General features: G+C 63.1%; 12 protein-coding genes and 1 tRNA gene. All 13 read right to left on the bottom strand.

The window, feature by feature from the left end:
• Positions 1 to 195: GTP-binding protein (locus C0R07_RS19390; protein ID WP_254427889.1), on the bottom strand; the 195-nt coding region annotated here is incomplete at its 3' end.
• 53 nt (positions 196 to 248) lie between these two features.
• Complete coding sequence (gene fusA / locus C0R07_RS19395) at positions 249 to 2,390, bottom strand: elongation factor G (protein ID WP_019186123.1); 2,142 nt, start codon at positions 2,388 to 2,390, stop codon at positions 249 to 251.
• A 136-nt stretch (positions 2,391 to 2,526) separates the two neighbouring features.
• The gene (rpsG, locus tag C0R07_RS19400; protein WP_019186122.1) at positions 2,527 to 2,994 is read right to left on the bottom strand and encodes a 30S ribosomal protein S7; all 468 of its coding nucleotides are present in this window, start codon (positions 2,992 to 2,994) and stop codon (positions 2,527 to 2,529) included.
• A 12-nt stretch (positions 2,995 to 3,006) separates the two neighbouring features.
• Positions 3,007 to 3,381, bottom strand: coding sequence for a 30S ribosomal protein S12 (gene rpsL, locus C0R07_RS19405; RefSeq protein WP_017356008.1), 375 nt, complete (start codon positions 3,379 to 3,381; stop codon positions 3,007 to 3,009).
• Positions 3,382 to 3,727: 346 nt separating this feature from the next.
• Entirely contained in the window at positions 3,728 to 7,975 is a 4,248-nt protein-coding gene (gene rpoC, locus C0R07_RS19410) for a DNA-directed RNA polymerase subunit beta' (RefSeq protein WP_070473260.1), read from the bottom strand.
• 89 nt (positions 7,976 to 8,064) lie between these two features.
• Positions 8,065 to 12,219: a DNA-directed RNA polymerase subunit beta gene (rpoB, locus tag C0R07_RS19415; protein WP_019186120.1), complete on the bottom strand. Its 4,155-nt coding sequence runs from the start codon at positions 12,217 to 12,219 to the stop codon at positions 8,065 to 8,067.
• 296 nt (positions 12,220 to 12,515) lie between these two features.
• Positions 12,516 to 12,884 carry a 50S ribosomal protein L7/L12 gene (gene rplL, locus C0R07_RS19420; RefSeq protein ID WP_019186119.1) on the bottom strand — a complete coding sequence of 123 codons (369 nt, stop codon included), beginning with the start codon at positions 12,882 to 12,884 and terminating at the stop codon, positions 12,516 to 12,518.
• 62 nt (positions 12,885 to 12,946) lie between these two features.
• Entirely contained in the window at positions 12,947 to 13,480 is a 534-nt protein-coding gene (gene rplJ / locus C0R07_RS19425) for a 50S ribosomal protein L10 (protein ID WP_019186118.1), read from the bottom strand.
• A gap of 387 nt (positions 13,481 to 13,867) precedes the next feature.
• Positions 13,868 to 14,566 (bottom strand): 50S ribosomal protein L1, encoded by a 699-nt coding sequence (rplA, locus tag C0R07_RS19435; protein WP_019186117.1) that lies wholly within the window; start codon positions 14,564 to 14,566, stop codon positions 13,868 to 13,870.
• Positions 14,567 to 14,570: 4 nt separating this feature from the next.
• Positions 14,571 to 14,999, bottom strand: a complete 429-nt coding sequence (rplK, locus tag C0R07_RS19440; RefSeq protein ID WP_019186116.1) for a 50S ribosomal protein L11 — start codon at positions 14,997 to 14,999, stop codon at positions 14,571 to 14,573.
• A 243-nt stretch (positions 15,000 to 15,242) separates the two neighbouring features.
• A complete protein-coding gene (gene nusG, locus C0R07_RS19445; RefSeq protein ID WP_019186115.1) occupies positions 15,243 to 15,803 on the bottom strand; it encodes a transcription termination/antitermination protein NusG in 561 nt (186 codons plus the stop codon).
• A gap of 10 nt (positions 15,804 to 15,813) precedes the next feature.
• Positions 15,814 to 16,221 (bottom strand): preprotein translocase subunit SecE, encoded by a 408-nt coding sequence (gene secE, locus C0R07_RS19450; RefSeq protein WP_019186114.1) that lies wholly within the window; start codon positions 16,219 to 16,221, stop codon positions 15,814 to 15,816.
• 44 nt (positions 16,222 to 16,265) lie between these two features.
• Positions 16,266 to 16,341 (bottom strand) — tRNA-Trp (locus C0R07_RS19455).
• Between the last annotated feature and the right edge of the window lie 143 nt (positions 16,342 to 16,484).

Genomic DNA, 16,484 nt, shown 5'->3' on the forward strand with positions numbered 1-16,484 from the left:
GGTCGAGATCGTGATGCCACGTGCCTTTTCTTCCGGCGCGGCGTCGATCGCGGAGTAATCCTTGAATTCGCCACCGAAGCGCTCGGCACCGATCTTGGTCAGTGCAGCGGTCAGCGTGGTCTTGCCGTGATCGACGTGACCGATGGTGCCGACGTTGACGTGCGGCTTGGTGCGCTCGAACTTACCCTTTGCCATTGTTGTATACCTTGGATATCAGAAAAGAATGAGGTGGAGTCCTGAGCTTATGCTCAGGACTTCTTGACCACGGCTTCGGCGATGTTCGACGGAGCCGGCTCGTAATGGTCGAATTCCATCGTGAACGTTGCACGACCCTGGGTCTGCGAACGCAGCGAGGTCGCGTAGCCGAACATTTCACCCAGCGGAATCATCGCATTGATGATTTCAGCCGAACCGTCACCGGTCACGCTCGAGCCCTGCAGCATGCCGCGACGACGGCTCACGTCGCCCATCACGTCACCCTGGTAATCGCTCGGGGTCACGATCTCGACCTTCATGATCGGCTCCAGCAGGACCGGCTTGGCCTTGGAGAAGCCCTGCTTGAAGGCCATCGAGGCGGCCAGCTTGAACGCCATTTCCGAGGAGTCGACGTCGTGGTACGAGCCGAACACCAGCTTGACCTTGACGTCCACGACCGGGAAGCCCGCCAGCGGACCGCTGGTGATGGTTTCGCGCAGACCCTTTTCGATCGACGGAATGAATTCCTTCGGAATCACGCCACCGGTGATGTCGTTGATGAACAGGAAGTCGTCCTTGATCAGCGGCCCGATCTTCGGGTCGGCACGATCTTCGGCGGTGATCGGCGACAGCTCGATCACGACGTGACCGTACTGACCCTTACCACCGGACTGCTTGGCGTGCTTGTAGTCCGACTTGACGTCCGCGGCCTGGATGGTTTCGCGGTAGGCCACCTGCGGCTTGCCGACGTTGGCTTCAACGTTGAACTCGCGCTTCATGCGGTCCACGATGATGTCCAGGTGCAGCTCGCCCATGCCCGAGATGATGGTCTGGCCGGATTCTTCGTCGGTCTTGACGCGGAACGACGGATCTTCCTGCGCCAGACGGCCGAGGGCCAGACCCATCTTTTCCTGGTCGGACTTGGTCTTCGGTTCGACGGCCATCGAGATCACCGGCTCCGGGAACACCATGCGCTCCAGGATGATCGGGTGGTCCTGCGAGCACAGGGTGTCGCCGGTGGTGGTGTCCTTCAGACCCACCGCCGCGGCGATGTCACCGGCCAGCACTTCCTTGATTTCTTCGCGATCGTTGGAGTGCATCTGCAGGATGCGGCCGATGCGCTCCTTCTTGCCCTTCACCGAGTTCAGCAGCTGGTCGCCGGCGTTCAGCGTGCCCGAGTAGACACGGAAGAAGGTCAGCGCGCCGACGAACGGATCGGTGATGATCTTGAAGGCCAGGGCCGAGAACGGCGCCTTGTCATCGGACTTGCGGCTCAGCGCAACGGTTTCATCGTCGACGTCGGTACCGGTCACGTCCGGCACGTCGATCGGCGACGGCAGCAGCTGCACCACGCCGTCCAGCATGGCCTGCACGCCCTTGTTCTTGAACGCCGAGCCGCAGTACATCGGCACGATGTCGGTGGCCAGGGTGCGCACGCGCAGGGCTTCGACGATTTCGGCCTCGGTCAGCTCTTCGCCGCCCAGGTACTTTTCCATCAGCTCTTCGCTGGCTTCAGCCGCAGCTTCGATCATGTAGGTGCGGGCCTCTTCGGCCTCCGCCTGCATGTCCGCCGGGATCTCCAGGTACTCGAACTTCATGCCCTGCGAGGCTTCATCCCAATGGATGGCCTTCATCTTGATGAGGTCGACCACGCCCTTGAAGTTGTCTTCGGCGCCGATCGGCAGCTGCATCGGGACGGCGACAGCACCCAGCTTGGCCTTCAGCTGGCCAACGACCTTGGTGAAGTTCGCGCCGGTGCGGTCCATCTTGTTGACGAACGCGATGCGCGGCACCTTGTAACGATTGGCCTGGCGCCACACGGTTTCCGACTGCGGCTGCACGCCACCGACGGCGCACAGCACGAAGACGGCACCGTCGAGCACGCGCAGCGAGCGCTCCACTTCGATGGTGAAGTCGACGTGCCCGGGGGTGTCGATGATGTTGAAGCGGTGCTCCGGCAGGGACTTGTCCATGCCCTTCCAGAACGCGGTGGTGGCAGCGGACTGGATCGTGATGCCACGCTCCTGCTCCTGCTCCATCCAGTCCATGGTGGCAGCGCCGTCGTGCACTTCACCGATCTTGTGGCTCTTGCCGGTGTAGAACAGGATGCGCTCGGACGTGGTGGTCTTGCCGGCATCGATGTGGGCCATGATGCCGAAATTGCGGTAACGCTCGATGGGAGTGGTGCGGGCCACGGGAGCCTCTCAATTTCTTGGAATTCGGATGGCCGAACGCCGCCTTTCGGCGGCCTTCGGATTGGCGCGGCACCCCAGGTGCCGCGGGGCAGCACCTAGATGGTGCTGCCGTGCCTGTTTTGCAAGGCCGTCAAACTCACCAGCGGTAGTGCGCGAAGGCCTTGTTGGCTTCGGCCATGCGGTGGGTTTCTTCGCGCTTCTTGATGGCGCCACCACGATTTTCCGAGGCGTCCAGCAGTTCGGCAGCCAGCTTCTTCGGCATGGTGTTCTCACCACGCTTGCGCGCCGAGTCGATCAGCCAACGCATCGCCAGTGCCATCTTGCGCGAGGAACGCACTTCGACCGGCACCTGGTAGGTGGCACCACCGACGCGGCGGGACTTGACTTCGACCGACGGAGCCACGTTTTCCAGAGCCTTTTGAACCAGCTCGACGGAATTCGGGTTCTTTTCGCCGATCACGTCCATGGCACCGTAGACGATCTTTTCAGCGACCGACTTCTTGCCGCTCAGCATCACCATGTTGATGAAACGAGCGATGGTTTCACTTCCGTGCTTCGGATCCGGCAGGACAGAGCGCTGCGGCGTATTACCTTTACGAGACATGTGTACTTTCCCTTAGCTCTTCGGACGCTTGGCGCCGTACTTGGAACGGCCCTGGCGACGCTTGGCAACGCCGGAGGCGTCCAGCGAGCCACGCACGGTGTGGTAACGCACACCCGGCAGATCCTTGACGCGACCGCCACGGATCAGGACCACGGAGTGTTCCTGCAGGTTGTGGCCTTCGCCGCCGATGTAGCTAATCACTTCTTCCTGGTTGGTCAGGCGAACCTTGGCAACCTTGCGAAGCGCCGAGTTCGGCTTCTTCGGAGTGGTGGTGTACACGCGCGTGCAGACGCCACGGCGCTGGGGGCACTTATCGAGGGCCGGGGAGGCACTCTTATAAGTGGTTGCCTGCCGCGGCTTGCGGACAAGCTGATTGATCGTCGCCATCAGTATGTTCTTCTGAGAGAGGCCAATGAAAAGACTGGCCATGAATGCGGAAATGTGCGAGCAGGCGAAAGACCGGCCTGCTGAGACAGACGATTGTAGCAACCCGGCGAAAACGCAGTCAAATGCGCACGCGCCAAGCCAGCCCTGATCCCGGGCCGTTACAGGGGAGCCTTTTCCATGCCCCCCGTTCAGGTTGTCAAGCCGGTCCGTTGAAAGACCGGCGGGCATCCTACCTCATCGGCAGGCGGACGACCAGTGGCCGGTGCCTGCTGATTTGCCGGGAGGGCCACCGACCGGAGTCGGCGCCCTGCCCTGCCGCGGGCCCGGCCGGAGCCGGGTCTGCGTATTACTCGTCGCTGCCCGGCGCCTGGTCGGCGTCGGTCGATTCCACCGCCACGGCGGCCACCGGGGCCACCTCAGCCACGGCCGGCGTGCTGCCGGACAGGGTCTGCATTTCCGAGTCGGTCAGCCCGGAGGCGTTGCGACGACGGTTGGCGTGGTAAGCCAAGCCCGTACCGGCCGGGATCAGACGGCCGACGATGACGTTTTCCTTCAGGCCGCGCAGGTTGTCCGAGGTGCCGCGCACGGCCGCTTCGGTCAGCACGCGGGTGGTTTCCTGGAACGACGCCGCCGAGATGAACGATTCGGTCGCCAGCGATGCCTTGGTGATACCCAGCAGGACCGGATCGAAACGGGCCGGCAGCTCGTTGCGGGTCGCCAGGCGGGCATTTTCCTCGATGACGCGCTGGCGCTCGGCCTGCTCGCCATTCAGGAACTTGCTGGTGCCCTGGTCGGTGATCTCAACCTTGCGCAGCATCTGGCGGGTGATCACCTCGATGTGCTTGTCGTTGATCTTCACGCCCTGCAGGCGGTACACGTCCTGGATTTCCTTGACCAGGTAGGCCGCCAGCGGTTCGACACCCAGCAGACGCAGGATGTCCTGCGGGCTCGGCTCGCCGTCCACGATGGTTTCGCCCTTGGTCACGTGCTCGCCTTCGAACACGATCACCTGACGGTACTTCGGGATCAGCTCTTCGTGTTCCGAACCATCGGTGTCCTTGATGATCAGGCGCTGCTTGCCCTTGGTGTCCTTGCCGAAGCTGATGATGCCCGAACGCTCGGCCAGGATCGCCGGATCCTTCGGCTTGCGCGCTTCGAACAGATCGGCCACGCGCGGCAGACCACCGGTGATGTCACGGGTCTTGGACGCTTCCTGCGGGATCTTGGCGACCACGTCACCCACGCCGACGGCGGCGCCGTCCTGCAGGTTGACGATCGAGCGCGGCGGCAGCAGGTACTGGGCCGGCAGATCCGTGTTCGGGATGGTCAGATCGTTGCCGTTCTTGTCCACGATGCGCACGATCGGGCGCAGATCCTTGGCCTGCGAACCACGACGCTTCGGATCGGTGATTTCACGCGATGCCAGGCCGGTCAGTTCGTCGGTCTTCTCGATGACGGTGACGCCGTCGATGAAGTCGATGAAGCGGATGAAACCGGCCACTTCCGACACGATCGGGTGGTTATGCGGGTCCCAGTTGGCCACGGTCTGGCCAGCCTTGACCGCATCGCCGTCCTTGGACGTGATGGTCGCACCGTACGGCAGCTTGTAACGCTCACGCTCACGACCGTGGGCATCGAGCACCGACATTTCACCCGAACGCGAGACCGCCACCAGCGAACCGCTGGCGTGCTCGACCGACTTCAGGTTGTTGAACTTCACCGAACCGGTGGTCTTGACGGTGATGTTGTCGACCGCAGCAGCTCGCGACGCCGCACCACCGATGTGGAACGTACGCATGGTCAGCTGGGTACCCGGCTCACCGATCGACTGCGCGGCGATGACGCCGACCGCTTCGCCGATGTTGACGATGTGGCCACGGGCCAGATCGCGACCGTAGCAGTGTGCGCAGACGCCGAACGGCGAGGCGCAGCTGATGGTCGAACGGACCTTGACCGACTGCACCGAGGCGTCTTCCAGCTTGGCCACCCACTGCTCGTCGAGCAGGGTGTTGCGGGTCACGATCGGATCTTCGTCGTTGCCCGGCAGGAACACGTCCTCGGCCACGACACGACCCAGCACGCGGTCCTTCAACGGCTCCACGACGTCGCCGCCTTCCACGATCGGGGTCATGGTCAGGCCTTCGGTGGTACCGCAATCCACCTCGGTGATGACCACGTCCTGCGCCACGTCGACCAGACGACGGGTCAGGTAACCCGAGTTCGCCGTCTTCAGCGCGGTATCGGCCAGACCCTTACGGGCACCGTGGGTGGAGTTGAAGTACTCCTGCACGTTCAGGCCTTCACGGAAGTTCGCCTTGATGGGCGTTTCGATGATCGAGCCATCCGGACGCGCCATCAGGCCGCGCATACCGGCCAGCTGACGGATCTGCGCCTGCGAACCACGGGCACCGGAGTCGGCCATGATGTACAGCGAGTTCATCGACTTCTGGTCGATGGTCTCGCCTTCGGCATTGACCACCTTCTCGGTACCGATGGTGTCCATCATCGCCTTGGCGATGCGTTCGTTGGTGCGCGACCAGATGTCGACCACCTTGTTGTAGCGCTCGCCGGCGGTGACCAGGCCCGACTGGTACTGCTCCTGGATTTCCAGCACTTCGGCTTCGGCCTCGGTGAGGATGCCGCGCTTCTCGTCCGGGATCAGCATGTCGTCGATGCCGATCGACACGCCCGCGCGGGTTGCGTAGGCGAAGCCGGTGTACATCAGCTTATCGGCGAACACGACCGTGTCCTTCAAGCCCAGCTGACGGTAGCTGGAGTTGATCAGGCGGCTGATGTTCTTCTTGGTCAGCTCGGTGTTGGCCAGCGCGAACGGCAGGCCTTCCGGCAGGATTTCAGCCAGCAGGGCGCGACCGATCGTGGTGTCCACGATCGAGGTCTTGTTCTGCTTGTTGCCTTCCTCGTCGGTCACCACTTCGGTGATGCGGACCTTGACGCGTGCGTGCAGTTCCACCACGCGGTTGTCGTAGGCGCGCTTGACTTCGGCGATGTTGGCGAAGGCCATGCCCTCGCCCTTCTTGTTCACCAGCGAGCGGGTCATGTAGTACAGACCCAGCACGACGTCCTGCGACGGCACGATGATCGGCTCGCCGTTGGCCGGCGACAGGATGTTGTTGGTGGACATCATCAGCGCACGCGCTTCCAGCTGGGCTTCCAGCGAGAGCGGCACGTGGACGGCCATCTGGTCACCGTCGAAGTCGGCGTTGAACGCGGTGCAGACCAGCGGGTGCAGCTGGATGGCCTTGCCTTCGATCAGGACCGGCTCGAAGGCCTGGATACCCAGACGGTGCAGGGTCGGCGCACGGTTCAGCATCACCGGATGCTCGCGGATGACCTCTTCCAGGATGTCCCAGACTTCGGCTTCTTCGCGCTCGACCAGCTTCTTGGCGGCCTTGATGGTGGTGGCCAGACCACGACGCTGCAGCTTGGCGAAGACGAACGGCTTGAACAGCTCAAGCGCCATCTTCTTCGGCAGGCCGCACTGGTGCAGGCGCAGGTACGGACCGACCACGATGACCGAACGGCCCGAGTAGTCCACGCGCTTGCCCAGCAGGTTCTGGCGGAAGCGGCCCTGCTTGCCCTTGATCATGTCGGCCAGCGACTTCAGCGGGCGCTTGTTGGTGCCGGTGATGGCACGGCCGCGACGGCCGTTGTCCAGCAGCGCATCGACCGATTCCTGCAGCATGCGCTTTTCATTGCGCACGATGATGTCCGGCGCGTTCAGCTCAAGCAGGCGGCGCAGGCGGTTGTTGCGGTTGATGACGCGGCGGTACAGATCGTTCAGATCGGAGGTCGCGAAGCGGCCACCGTCCAGCGGCACCAGCGGACGCAGGTCCGGCGGCAGCACCGGCAGCACGGTCATGACCATCCACTCCGGACGGTTGCCCGACTCGAGGAAGGCCTCGACCAGCTTGATGCGCTTGGTCAGTCGCTTGAGCTTGGTTTCCGAACCGGTGCTGGCGATTTCTTCGCGCAGGCGGGTCATTTCCGACTGCAGGTCGATGGTGCGCAGCAGTTCGTACACGGCCTCGGCGCCCATGGCGGCATCGAAGTCGTCGCCGTGTTCCTGGCGGGCCTGCAGGTACTGTTCTTCGGTCAGCAGCTGGCGGCGCTCCAGGGCGGTCAGGCCCGGCTCGGTCACCACGTAGGCTTCGAAGTACAGCACGCGCTCGATGTCACGCAGGGTCATGTCCAGCATCAGGCCGATGCGCGACGGCAGCGACTTGAGGAACCAGATGTGCGCGACCGGCGAGGCCAGGTCGATGTGACCCATGCGCTCGCGGCGCACCTTGGCCAGGGTGACTTCGGTGCCGCACTTTTCGCAGACCACGCCGCGGTGCTTCATGCGCTTGTACTTGCCGCACAGGCACTCGTAGTCCTTGACCGGTCCGAAGATGGCGGCGCAGAACAGGCCGTCACGTTCCGGCTTGAACGTACGGTAGTTGATGGTTTCCGGCTTCTTCACTTCGCCGAAGGACCACGAACGGATCAGGTCCGGCGAGGCCAGCGCGATCTTGATCGCGTCGAAGTCCAGCGTCTGACGCTGCTGGTTGAAGAGGTTGAGCAAGTCTTTCATGGTGTTTCTCCGAAAGGAGGAAATCTTGTCGATGGGGCTGTCGGTTCAGATGTGGCGGCGCGGCTGCCGGGGCAGCCGCGCCTGCGCGATCAGTTGCCGTCCAGTTCCATGTTGATGGCCAGCGAGCGGATTTCCTTCACGAGCACGTTGAAGGATTCCGGCATGCCCGCGACCATCTCGTGCTCACCGTCGACGATGTTCTTGTACATCTGGTTGCGGCCCTGCACGTCATCGGACTTCACCGTCAGCATTTCCTGCAGGGTGTAGGCCGCGCCGTAGGCTTCCAGCGCCCAGACTTCCATTTCACCGAAGCGCTGGCCACCGAACTGCGCCTTGCCGCCCAGCGGCTGCTGGGTGACGAGCGAGTACGGGCCGGTCGAACGGGCGTGCATCTTGTCGTCGACCAGGTGGTTCAGCTTCAGGTAGTGCATGTAGCCCACGGTGGTGTGGCGATCGAATGCCTCACCGGTGCGGCCGTCATACAGCTGGGTCTGGCCGCTCAGCGGCAGGTCGGCCAGGGCAAGCATGTGCTTGATCTCGGCTTCCGTCGCACCGTCGAACACCGGCGTTGCCATCGGCACGCCGTCGGTCAGGTTGGTGGCCAGGCGCAGCAGCTCCTCGTCGCTGAACTGGGTCAGGTCGACGTGGTTGGCGTGCTGGGTCTTGTCGTGGTTGTAGACGTCGTCCAGGAACTTGCGCAGGTCGTTGATCGCGGCCTGGGCTTCCAGCATGCCCTGGATCTTGCGACCCAGGCCCTTGGCGGCCCAGCCCAGATGCACTTCCAGAATCTGGCCGATGTTCATACGCGACGGCACGCCCAGCGGGTTCAGCACGATGTCCACGGTTTCGCCCGAGGCCATGTACGGCATGTCTTCGACCGGCACCACGTTGGAGACCACACCCTTGTTGCCGTGGCGGCCTGCCATCTTGTCACCCGGCTGGATGCGACGCTTCACGGCCAGGAACACCTTGACCATCTTCAGCACGCCCGGGGCCAGATCGTCGCCCGCGGTGATCTTGCCGCGCTTGTCGGCGAAGCGACGCTCGAATTCCTTCTCGTGCGCCTGGATCTGCTTCTGGGCACGTTCGATGGCTTCGGAGGCGTCCTCGTCCTTCATGCGCAGCACGAACCAGTCAGCCTTCTTCAGGCCGTCCAGGTACGCGTCGGTGACGGTGTCGCCCTTCTTCAGGTTGGCACCACCGTTGACCACCTTGCCCACGATCTGCGAACGCAGACGGGCGTAGATGGCGCCTTCCAGGATGCGGAACTGGTCGTCGAAGTCCTTCTTGACGCGCTTGATTTCAGACTCTTCGATCTGACGGGCGCGCTTGTCCTTCTCGATGCCGTCGCGGGTGAAGACCTGGACGTCGATGACGGTGCCGTCCATGCCCGGCGGCACGCGCAGCGAGCTGTCCTTCACGTCCGAGGCCTTCTCGCCGAAGATCGCACGCAGCAGCTTCTCTTCCGGGGTCAGCTGGCTTTCGCCCTTCGGGGTGACCTTGCCGACCATGATGTCGCCGGCGCGGACTTCCGCACCGATATACACCACGCCGCTCTCGTCCAGGCGGTTCAGGGCCTGCTCGGAGACGTTCGGGATGTCGGCGGAGATTTCCTCCGGCCCCAGCTTGGTGTCACGCGCAACGCAGGTCAGCTCTTCGATGTGGATCGTGGTGTAGCGATCCTCTTCCACCACGCGCTCGGAGAGCAGGATGGAGTCTTCGAAGTTGTAGCCGTTCCACGGCATGAAGGCGATCAGCATGTTCTGGCCCAGGGCCAGTTCACCGATGTCGGTGGACGGACCGTCAGCCAGCACGTCGCCACGCGCCACCACGTTGCCCACTTCCACCAGCGGACGCTGGTTGATGCAGGTGTTCTGGTTGGAGCGGGTGTACTTGATCAGGTTGTAGATATCCACGCCGGCGTCGGTCGCGTCGGTGATCTCCACTTCGTTGACCTTGACCACGATGCGGCCGGCGTCGATCTGCACGATCTCGCCGCCACGACGGGCGTTCACGGTCACACCCGAGTCACGGGCCACGGCGCGTTCGATACCGGTACCCACCAGCGGCTTCTGGGCACGCAGGGTCGGCACGGCCTGACGCTGCATGTTGGCGCCCATCAGTGCGCGGTTGGCGTCATCGTGCTCCAGGAACGGGACGAGCGCGGCAGCGATCGACACGGTCTGCATCGGCGAGACGTCCATGAAGTGGACTTCCGCCGGCGGCTTGAGCAGCGACTCACCCTGGAAGCGGCACGGCACGAACTGCTCGGTGAGCATGCTCTTGGCATCGGTCAGGGCGTTGGCCTGGGCGATGACGTACTCGTTTTCTTCGATGGCCGACAGGAATTCGATCTCGTCGGAGACCTTGCCGTCGGCAACCTTGCGGTACGGGGTTTCCAGGAAGCCGTACTGGTTGGTGCGGGCGTACACGGCCAGCGAGTTGATCAGGCCGATGTTCGGGCCTTCCGGCGTTTCGATGGTGCAGACGCGGCCGTAATGGGTCGGGTGCACGTCGCGCACTTCGAAGCCGGCGCGTTCGCGGGTCAGGCCGCCCGGGCCCAGGGCCGAGACGCGACGCTTGTGCGTCACTTCCGACAGCGGGTTGTTCTGATCCATGAACTGGGACAGCTGCGAGGAGCCGAAGAACTCCTTGATGGCCGCAGCGACCGGCTTGGCATTGATCAGTTCCTGCGGGGTCAGGCCTTCGGATTCGGCCATCGACAGGCGTTCCTTGACCGCGCGCTCGACGCGGACCAGGCCCACGCGGAACACGTTCTCTGCCATTTCACCGACCGAACGCACGCGACGGTTGCCCAGGTGATCGATGTCATCGACCACGCCGCGACCGTTGCGGATCTCGGTCAGGACCTTGATCACGTCCAGGATGTCGGAGGTGTCCGCGTGCTCGGCGACCAGGCGCTTGGACTCTTCGTCGTTGCGCTCACCGAAGTACTTGCGGTCGTACAGCACGGCTTCGCCGGTGACTTCCTTGCGGCCGACACGACGGTTGAACTTCATGCGGCCGACCGTGGACAGGTCGTAGCGCTCGAAGGTGAAGAACAGGTTGTGGAACAGGTTCTGCGCGGCGTCCTTGGTCGGCGGCTCGCCCGGACGCATCATGCGGTAGATCTCGACCAGGGCTTCGAGCTGGGTCTTGGTCGGATCGATGCGCAGGGTGTTGGACAGGTACGGGCCACGATCCAGATCGTTCACCCACAGGGTGCCCACGGCATCCACGCCGGCCTTGCGGAAGGCCTGCAGCTGCTCGTCGGTGATTTCGTCGTTGGCCTGGGCCAGCAGTTCGCCGGTGTTCGCGTCGACCACGTCGTGCGACAGGATGCGGCCGACCATGTACTCGTCCGGCACGGCCAGGGCAGCGATGCCCGAGGCTTCCAGCTGCTTGACGTGGCGCGCGGTGATGCGCTTGCCCGCTTCCACGATGACCTTGTCACCGTCGGCCAGGTCGAAGTTCAGGGTCTCGCCACGCAGGCGCTCGGAGACCAGCTCCAGCTGCACGCCTTCATCGGGGTTGATGTGGAACGTGTTGATCTCGAAGAACTCGGCCAGCATCTCTTCGTTGCTGTAACCCAGCGCACGCAGCAGGATCGACACCGGCAGCTTGCGGCGACGATCGATACGGGTGAACAGGGCGTCCTTCGGGTCGAACTCGAAGTCCAGCCAGGAGCCGCGGTACGGGATGATGCGGGCGCTGTACAGCAGCTTGCCCGAGCTGTGGGTCTTGCCACGGTCGTGGTCGAAGAACACGCCCGGCGAACGGTGCAGCTGCGAGACGATCACGCGCTCGGTACCGTTCACGATGAAGGTGCCGTTGTCGGTCATCAGCGGGATTTCGCCGAGATAGACTTCCTGCTCCTTCACGTACTTGATGGCCTTGGTCGACGACTCGCGGTCGTAGATCACCAGGCGCACGGTCACGCGCAGCGGCGCGCCGTAGCTCATGCCACGCTGGCGGCACTCGCGCTCGTCGAACACCGGGTCGCCGAGCTTGTAGCCGACGTATTCCAGGGCGGCATTGCCGCTGTAGCTGGAAATCGGGAACACCGACTTCAGGGCCGCATGCAGGCCGTGGTCCGTGCGCTTGGCCGGATCGACGTTTTCCTGCAGGAATTCACGGTAGGAATCGACCTGGATGGCAAGCAGGAACGGCACTTCGAGGATCGAGCGCTGCTTGCCGAAATCCTTGCGGATACGCTTCTTTTCGGTGAACGAATAAGACGTCATGAGGTATCACCTTGGCTGTGCGGATCGTGCGTCCACGACCCGAGGGGAAACTGAAATTGTCAGTTGGAAGTCGCTGGTATTGCCGGCACCAGCACGCCTTCTCCCGCTACTTCCAACTGCCAACTCGTCTGCATCCACTCCCCTGCCCGCGCGCTTGTGCGCCGCTGTGACGGGGGATGACCGCAGCCCGTGTTGGGCTCGTACTTCGGGTGTTGCGTGAAACGACCAAAGGCCGGGGGCTTACGCCCCCAGCCTTGGCTGCATCGCCGTGTTTCGATGGCGAGGCAAGGAACTGCTTACTTGACTTCGACAGTCGCGCCAGCAGCTTCCAGGTCCTTCTTGAACTTGGCAGCGTCGTCCTTCGAAGCGGCTTCCTTGATCATGCCGCCGGCTTCTGCCAGATCCTTCGCTTCCTTCAGGCCCAGGCCGGTGATGGCGCGGACAGCCTTGATGACTTCGACCTTCTTGTCGCCGGCCGACTTCAGGATGACGTCGAATTCGGTCTGCTCTTCAACAGCGGCAGCCGGGCCAGCAGCAGCAGCTGCGGCGACCGGAGCAGCGGCGGAGACGCCGAACTTCTCTTCGATGGCCTTGACCAGCTCCATCACTTCCATCAGGGACTTCTCGGCGATGGCGTCGACGATCTGTTCGTTGGTAAGGGACATTTTGATTACCTTTGGATAATTTTCTGGGTTGAGGTTCCGTTCGGAACCACGGAAACGTCGACTCAGGCGGTTTCGGCGACCGGCTCGGCAGCGTCAGCGGTTTCACCGCCATCCTGCTTGTCGGCCACGGCCTTGACGGCGCGGGCGAACATGGCAGCCGGCTCGGACAGGACGCGGGCCAGCATGGCCAGGGCCTGATCACGGGTCGGCAGCGAGGCCAGCACGTCGACATGACCGGCCGGGAACAGTTCCCCGCCGATGGCCACGACTTTTGCCTGCAGCTTGTCGTTGGTCTTGGCAAAATCCTTGATCAGGCGACCGGCTGCGCCGGGCTCCTCGAGCGAGAACGCGTACAGCAGCGGACCGACGAGTGCGTCTTTGGCGCATTCGTATTCGGTACCTTCCACTGCACGTGCCGCCAGCGTGTTCTTGACAACTTTCAAGAAAACGCCGGTTTCGCGTGCCTGCTTGCGCATCGCGGTCATCTGGGAGACCGTGGTGCCAGCGTATTCGGCTGCGATCAAGGAGTGAGCCTTGGCGGCGACGTCTGCCAGCTCGGCGACTACTTCTTGCTTCTGGGACAGATTGAGAGCCATTGCACTCCTCCAATTGAACTCCGCTTACGGCTCCTGCCGTGTGCGGTCCTGGGCGGCATCCGTCCTGGACGCCGGGAACATCAGGTGATGTTCCAAGGGTGGGCCGTTCTAGACCTGGATGGCCAACCTGGGAGAACCCAGACGTGCGTAAACCAGAAAAACTCCAGAAGGGCACCATCTACGCAGGGTGATTCCCGGGGGAATCGATTAAGCGTTCGGTACTGCGCCGGCGGCGACTCCCTGCCAATGCGAGCATCCCTGCCCGTCGCCGGTATGTACTGACCGCGCCTGCGGTCTTTGACGGCTATCTCCGCGGGGCGGACCCCACTCGGATTGCCTTCAAATATCGCGGGTACCGGACCGGAGCCCGGTACCCGCTTGAAACGATTACTTCAGCGACAGCGACGACTGGTCGACAGTGACGCCCGGGCCCATCGTCGAGCTGACCGAAACCTTCTGCAGGTAGGTGCCCTTCGAGGTGGCCGGCTTGGCCTTGATCAGGTCCATCAGCAGCGCCTGCAGGTTCGACTTCAGCGCGTCTTCGGCGAAGTCGGCCTTGCCGATGGTGCAATGGATGATGCCGGCCTTGTCGGTGCGGTAACGCACCTGACCCGACTTGGCATTCTTGACGGCTTCGCCCGGGTTGGCCGAGACGGTGCCGACCTTCGGGTTCGGCATCAGGCCGCGCGGGCCGAGCACGGTGCCCAGCTTACCCACGACGCGCATGGCATCCGGGGTCGCGATGACGACGTCGTAGTTCAGATCGCCGGCCTGCATCTTCTCGGCCAGATCGTCCATACCAACGGCTTCGGCGCCAGCGGCCAGGGCTTCGTCAGCCTTGGCACCGGCCGGGGCGAAGACGGCAACGCGCACGCTCTTGCCGGTACCGGCCGGCAGCACGGTGGAACCGCGCACCTGCTGGTCGGACTTCTTGGCGTCCACGCCCAGGCGCACAGCAACGTCGAAGGACTCGACGAACTTGGCCTTGGTAGCGGTCTTCAGGATCTTGATGGCGTCCTCGAAGGCATATGCCTTGCCCGGGACGACGGCGGCCTTGATGGCCTTCTCACGCTTGGTCTGTGCCATCTTCTTAACCCTCTACCACGAGGCCCATGGAACGGGCAGAACCGGCGATGGTGCGCACCGCGGCATCCAGATCGGCAGCCGTCAGGTCTGCTTCCTTGGTCTTGGCGATCTCTTCGAGCTGCTTGCGGGTCACCTTGCCCACCTTCTCGGTGTTCGGACGCTTGGAGCCCGACGAGATGCCTGCAGCCTTCTTGAGCAGCACGGCAGCCGGGGTGCTCTTGGTGATGAAGGTGAAGGTACGGTCCGAGTAGGCCGTGATGATGACCGGCACCGGCAGACCCGGCTCCAGCTTCTGCGTGGCGGCATTGAAGGCCTTGCAGAATTCCATGATGTTCAGGCCACGCTGACCCAGCGCAGGACCAACCGGCGGCGAGGGGTTGGCCTGACCGGCCTTCACCTGCAGCTTGATATAACCGACAACTTTCTTTGCCATGAGTATGCTCTCCGGGTGCTAGCGCCTTGCGACAACAGGCTCCCCATCGGACCGGGAATCACGCGTCCCGGCATCGCGTTTTGAATTCACGCAGAAGGCCACCTTGCGGCGGCCCTTGCTTTTTGCCAGCTTCCTGGCAGGAAGCCGCGCACTATATCAGGTTTTTTCTTCCCCTGCCGCATGGCAAGGGGTGCCGGGCTGTTCAGGTTCCGGGCGGCCGCCCGGAACCCACTGCCCTCAGGCTCAGACGGCCTTTTCGACCTGGCCGAACTCGAGCTCGACCGGGGTGGCACGACCGAAGATCAGCACCGAGACGCGCAGACGGCTCTTCTCGTAGTTGACTTCCTCGACCACGCCGTTGAAATCGTTGAATGGACCTTCGGTGACGCGGACCATCTGGCCCGGCTCGAACAGCACCTTCGGACGCGGCTTTTCGACACCTTCCTGAACGCGGTCCAGGATGGCGGCAGCTTCCTCGTCACGGATCGGCAACGGACGGTCGGCGGTGCCACCGATGAAGCCCATCACCTTGGACGTATCCTTCACAAGGTGCCAGCTTTCGTTGTCGATGCGCGGAATGCCGTTTTCTTCGTGGGTCTCGATCTGGACCAGCACGTAACCCGGGAAGAACTTGCGCTCGGAACGGCGCTTCTGGCCGGCGCGCATTTCAACCACTTCCTCGGTCGGGACCAGGACGTCACCGAAGCGCTCCTGCATCTCGTCACGCACGATGCGATCGCGCAGAGCCTGCGCCACCGACTTTTCGAAGCCCGAATAGGCGTGAACGACGTACCAACGCTTCACTGGTTTCTCCTTATCGACCCAGGAACCACTGGGTCAATTTCTGAATCACGAAGTCAAATCCGCCCAGCAGCAGGCTGAGGATGATCACCACGACGATCACCACCCAGGTCATGCGAATGGCTTCCTGGCGCGTCGGCCAGACCACCTTGCGCAGTTCGAAACGCGATTCGGAAAGGAATTCCCGCGTGTCGCGACCCTTGCCGGTCAGCAGGAACACGCCGAGGCCGGCCACCAGGCCAACGACAACGGCCAGACCGCGAAGCGGACCGGCCCATGCACTCTGTGAGGCGTGCTCAGGAGCACCGAACCAATACCAAGCAAAAAGACCCGCCAGCACGAGGATCGCTGCGGCGGCGTACTTGACGATGTCACCTCCAGTGGAGGCGTTGTCTTTGGAATGCTCGATCTTGCTGTTCATCCGGCTCTGGCTGCTGTGGCGGCATAGCCGCTGGAAGGGAGAAGTGGCACGCCAGGAGGGACTCGAACCCCCAACCTGCGGTTTTGGAGACCGCTGCTCTGCCAATTGAGCTACTGGCGTACTGAAAAAACTTGCCTTCCCTAAGACGGCGAAGGCGGACCGAGGTTCCCGGCCCGCCACTCGCGAGACCGGCAGCGCAATGCAACCGCCGGTATAACGCTGTTACTCGAGGATCTTGGAGACCACGCCGGCGCCGACGGTAC

The organism is Stenotrophomonas bentonitica (assembly GCF_002887735.1).
Lineage (GTDB): Bacteria > Pseudomonadota > Gammaproteobacteria > Xanthomonadales > Xanthomonadaceae > Stenotrophomonas > Stenotrophomonas bentonitica_A.

Excerpts from the sequence above, each read along its gene's own strand:
- rpsG (WP_019186122.1), bottom strand. The coding sequence starts at position 2,994 with ATGTCTCGTAAAGGTAATACGCCGCAGCGCTCTGTCCTGCCGGATCCG.
- rpsL (WP_017356008.1), bottom strand. The coding sequence starts at position 3,381 with ATGGCGACGATCAATCAGCTTGTCCGCAAGCCGCGGCAGGCAACCACT.
- rpoC (WP_070473260.1), bottom strand. The coding sequence starts at position 7,975 with ATGAAAGACTTGCTCAACCTCTTCAACCAGCAGCGTCAGACGCTGGAC.
- rpoB (WP_019186120.1), bottom strand. The coding sequence starts at position 12,219 with ATGACGTCTTATTCGTTCACCGAAAAGAAGCGTATCCGCAAGGATTTC.
- rplL (WP_019186119.1), bottom strand. The coding sequence starts at position 12,884 with ATGTCCCTTACCAACGAACAGATCGTCGACGCCATCGCCGAGAAGTCC.
- rplJ (WP_019186118.1), bottom strand. The coding sequence starts at position 13,480 with ATGGCTCTCAATCTGTCCCAGAAGCAAGAAGTAGTCGCCGAGCTGGCA.
- rplA (WP_019186117.1), bottom strand. The coding sequence starts at position 14,566 with ATGGCACAGACCAAGCGTGAGAAGGCCATCAAGGCCGCCGTCGTCCCG.
- rplK (WP_019186116.1), bottom strand. The coding sequence starts at position 14,999 with ATGGCAAAGAAAGTTGTCGGTTATATCAAGCTGCAGGTGAAGGCCGGT.
- secE (WP_019186114.1), bottom strand. The coding sequence starts at position 16,221 with ATGAACAGCAAGATCGAGCATTCCAAAGACAACGCCTCCACTGGAGGT.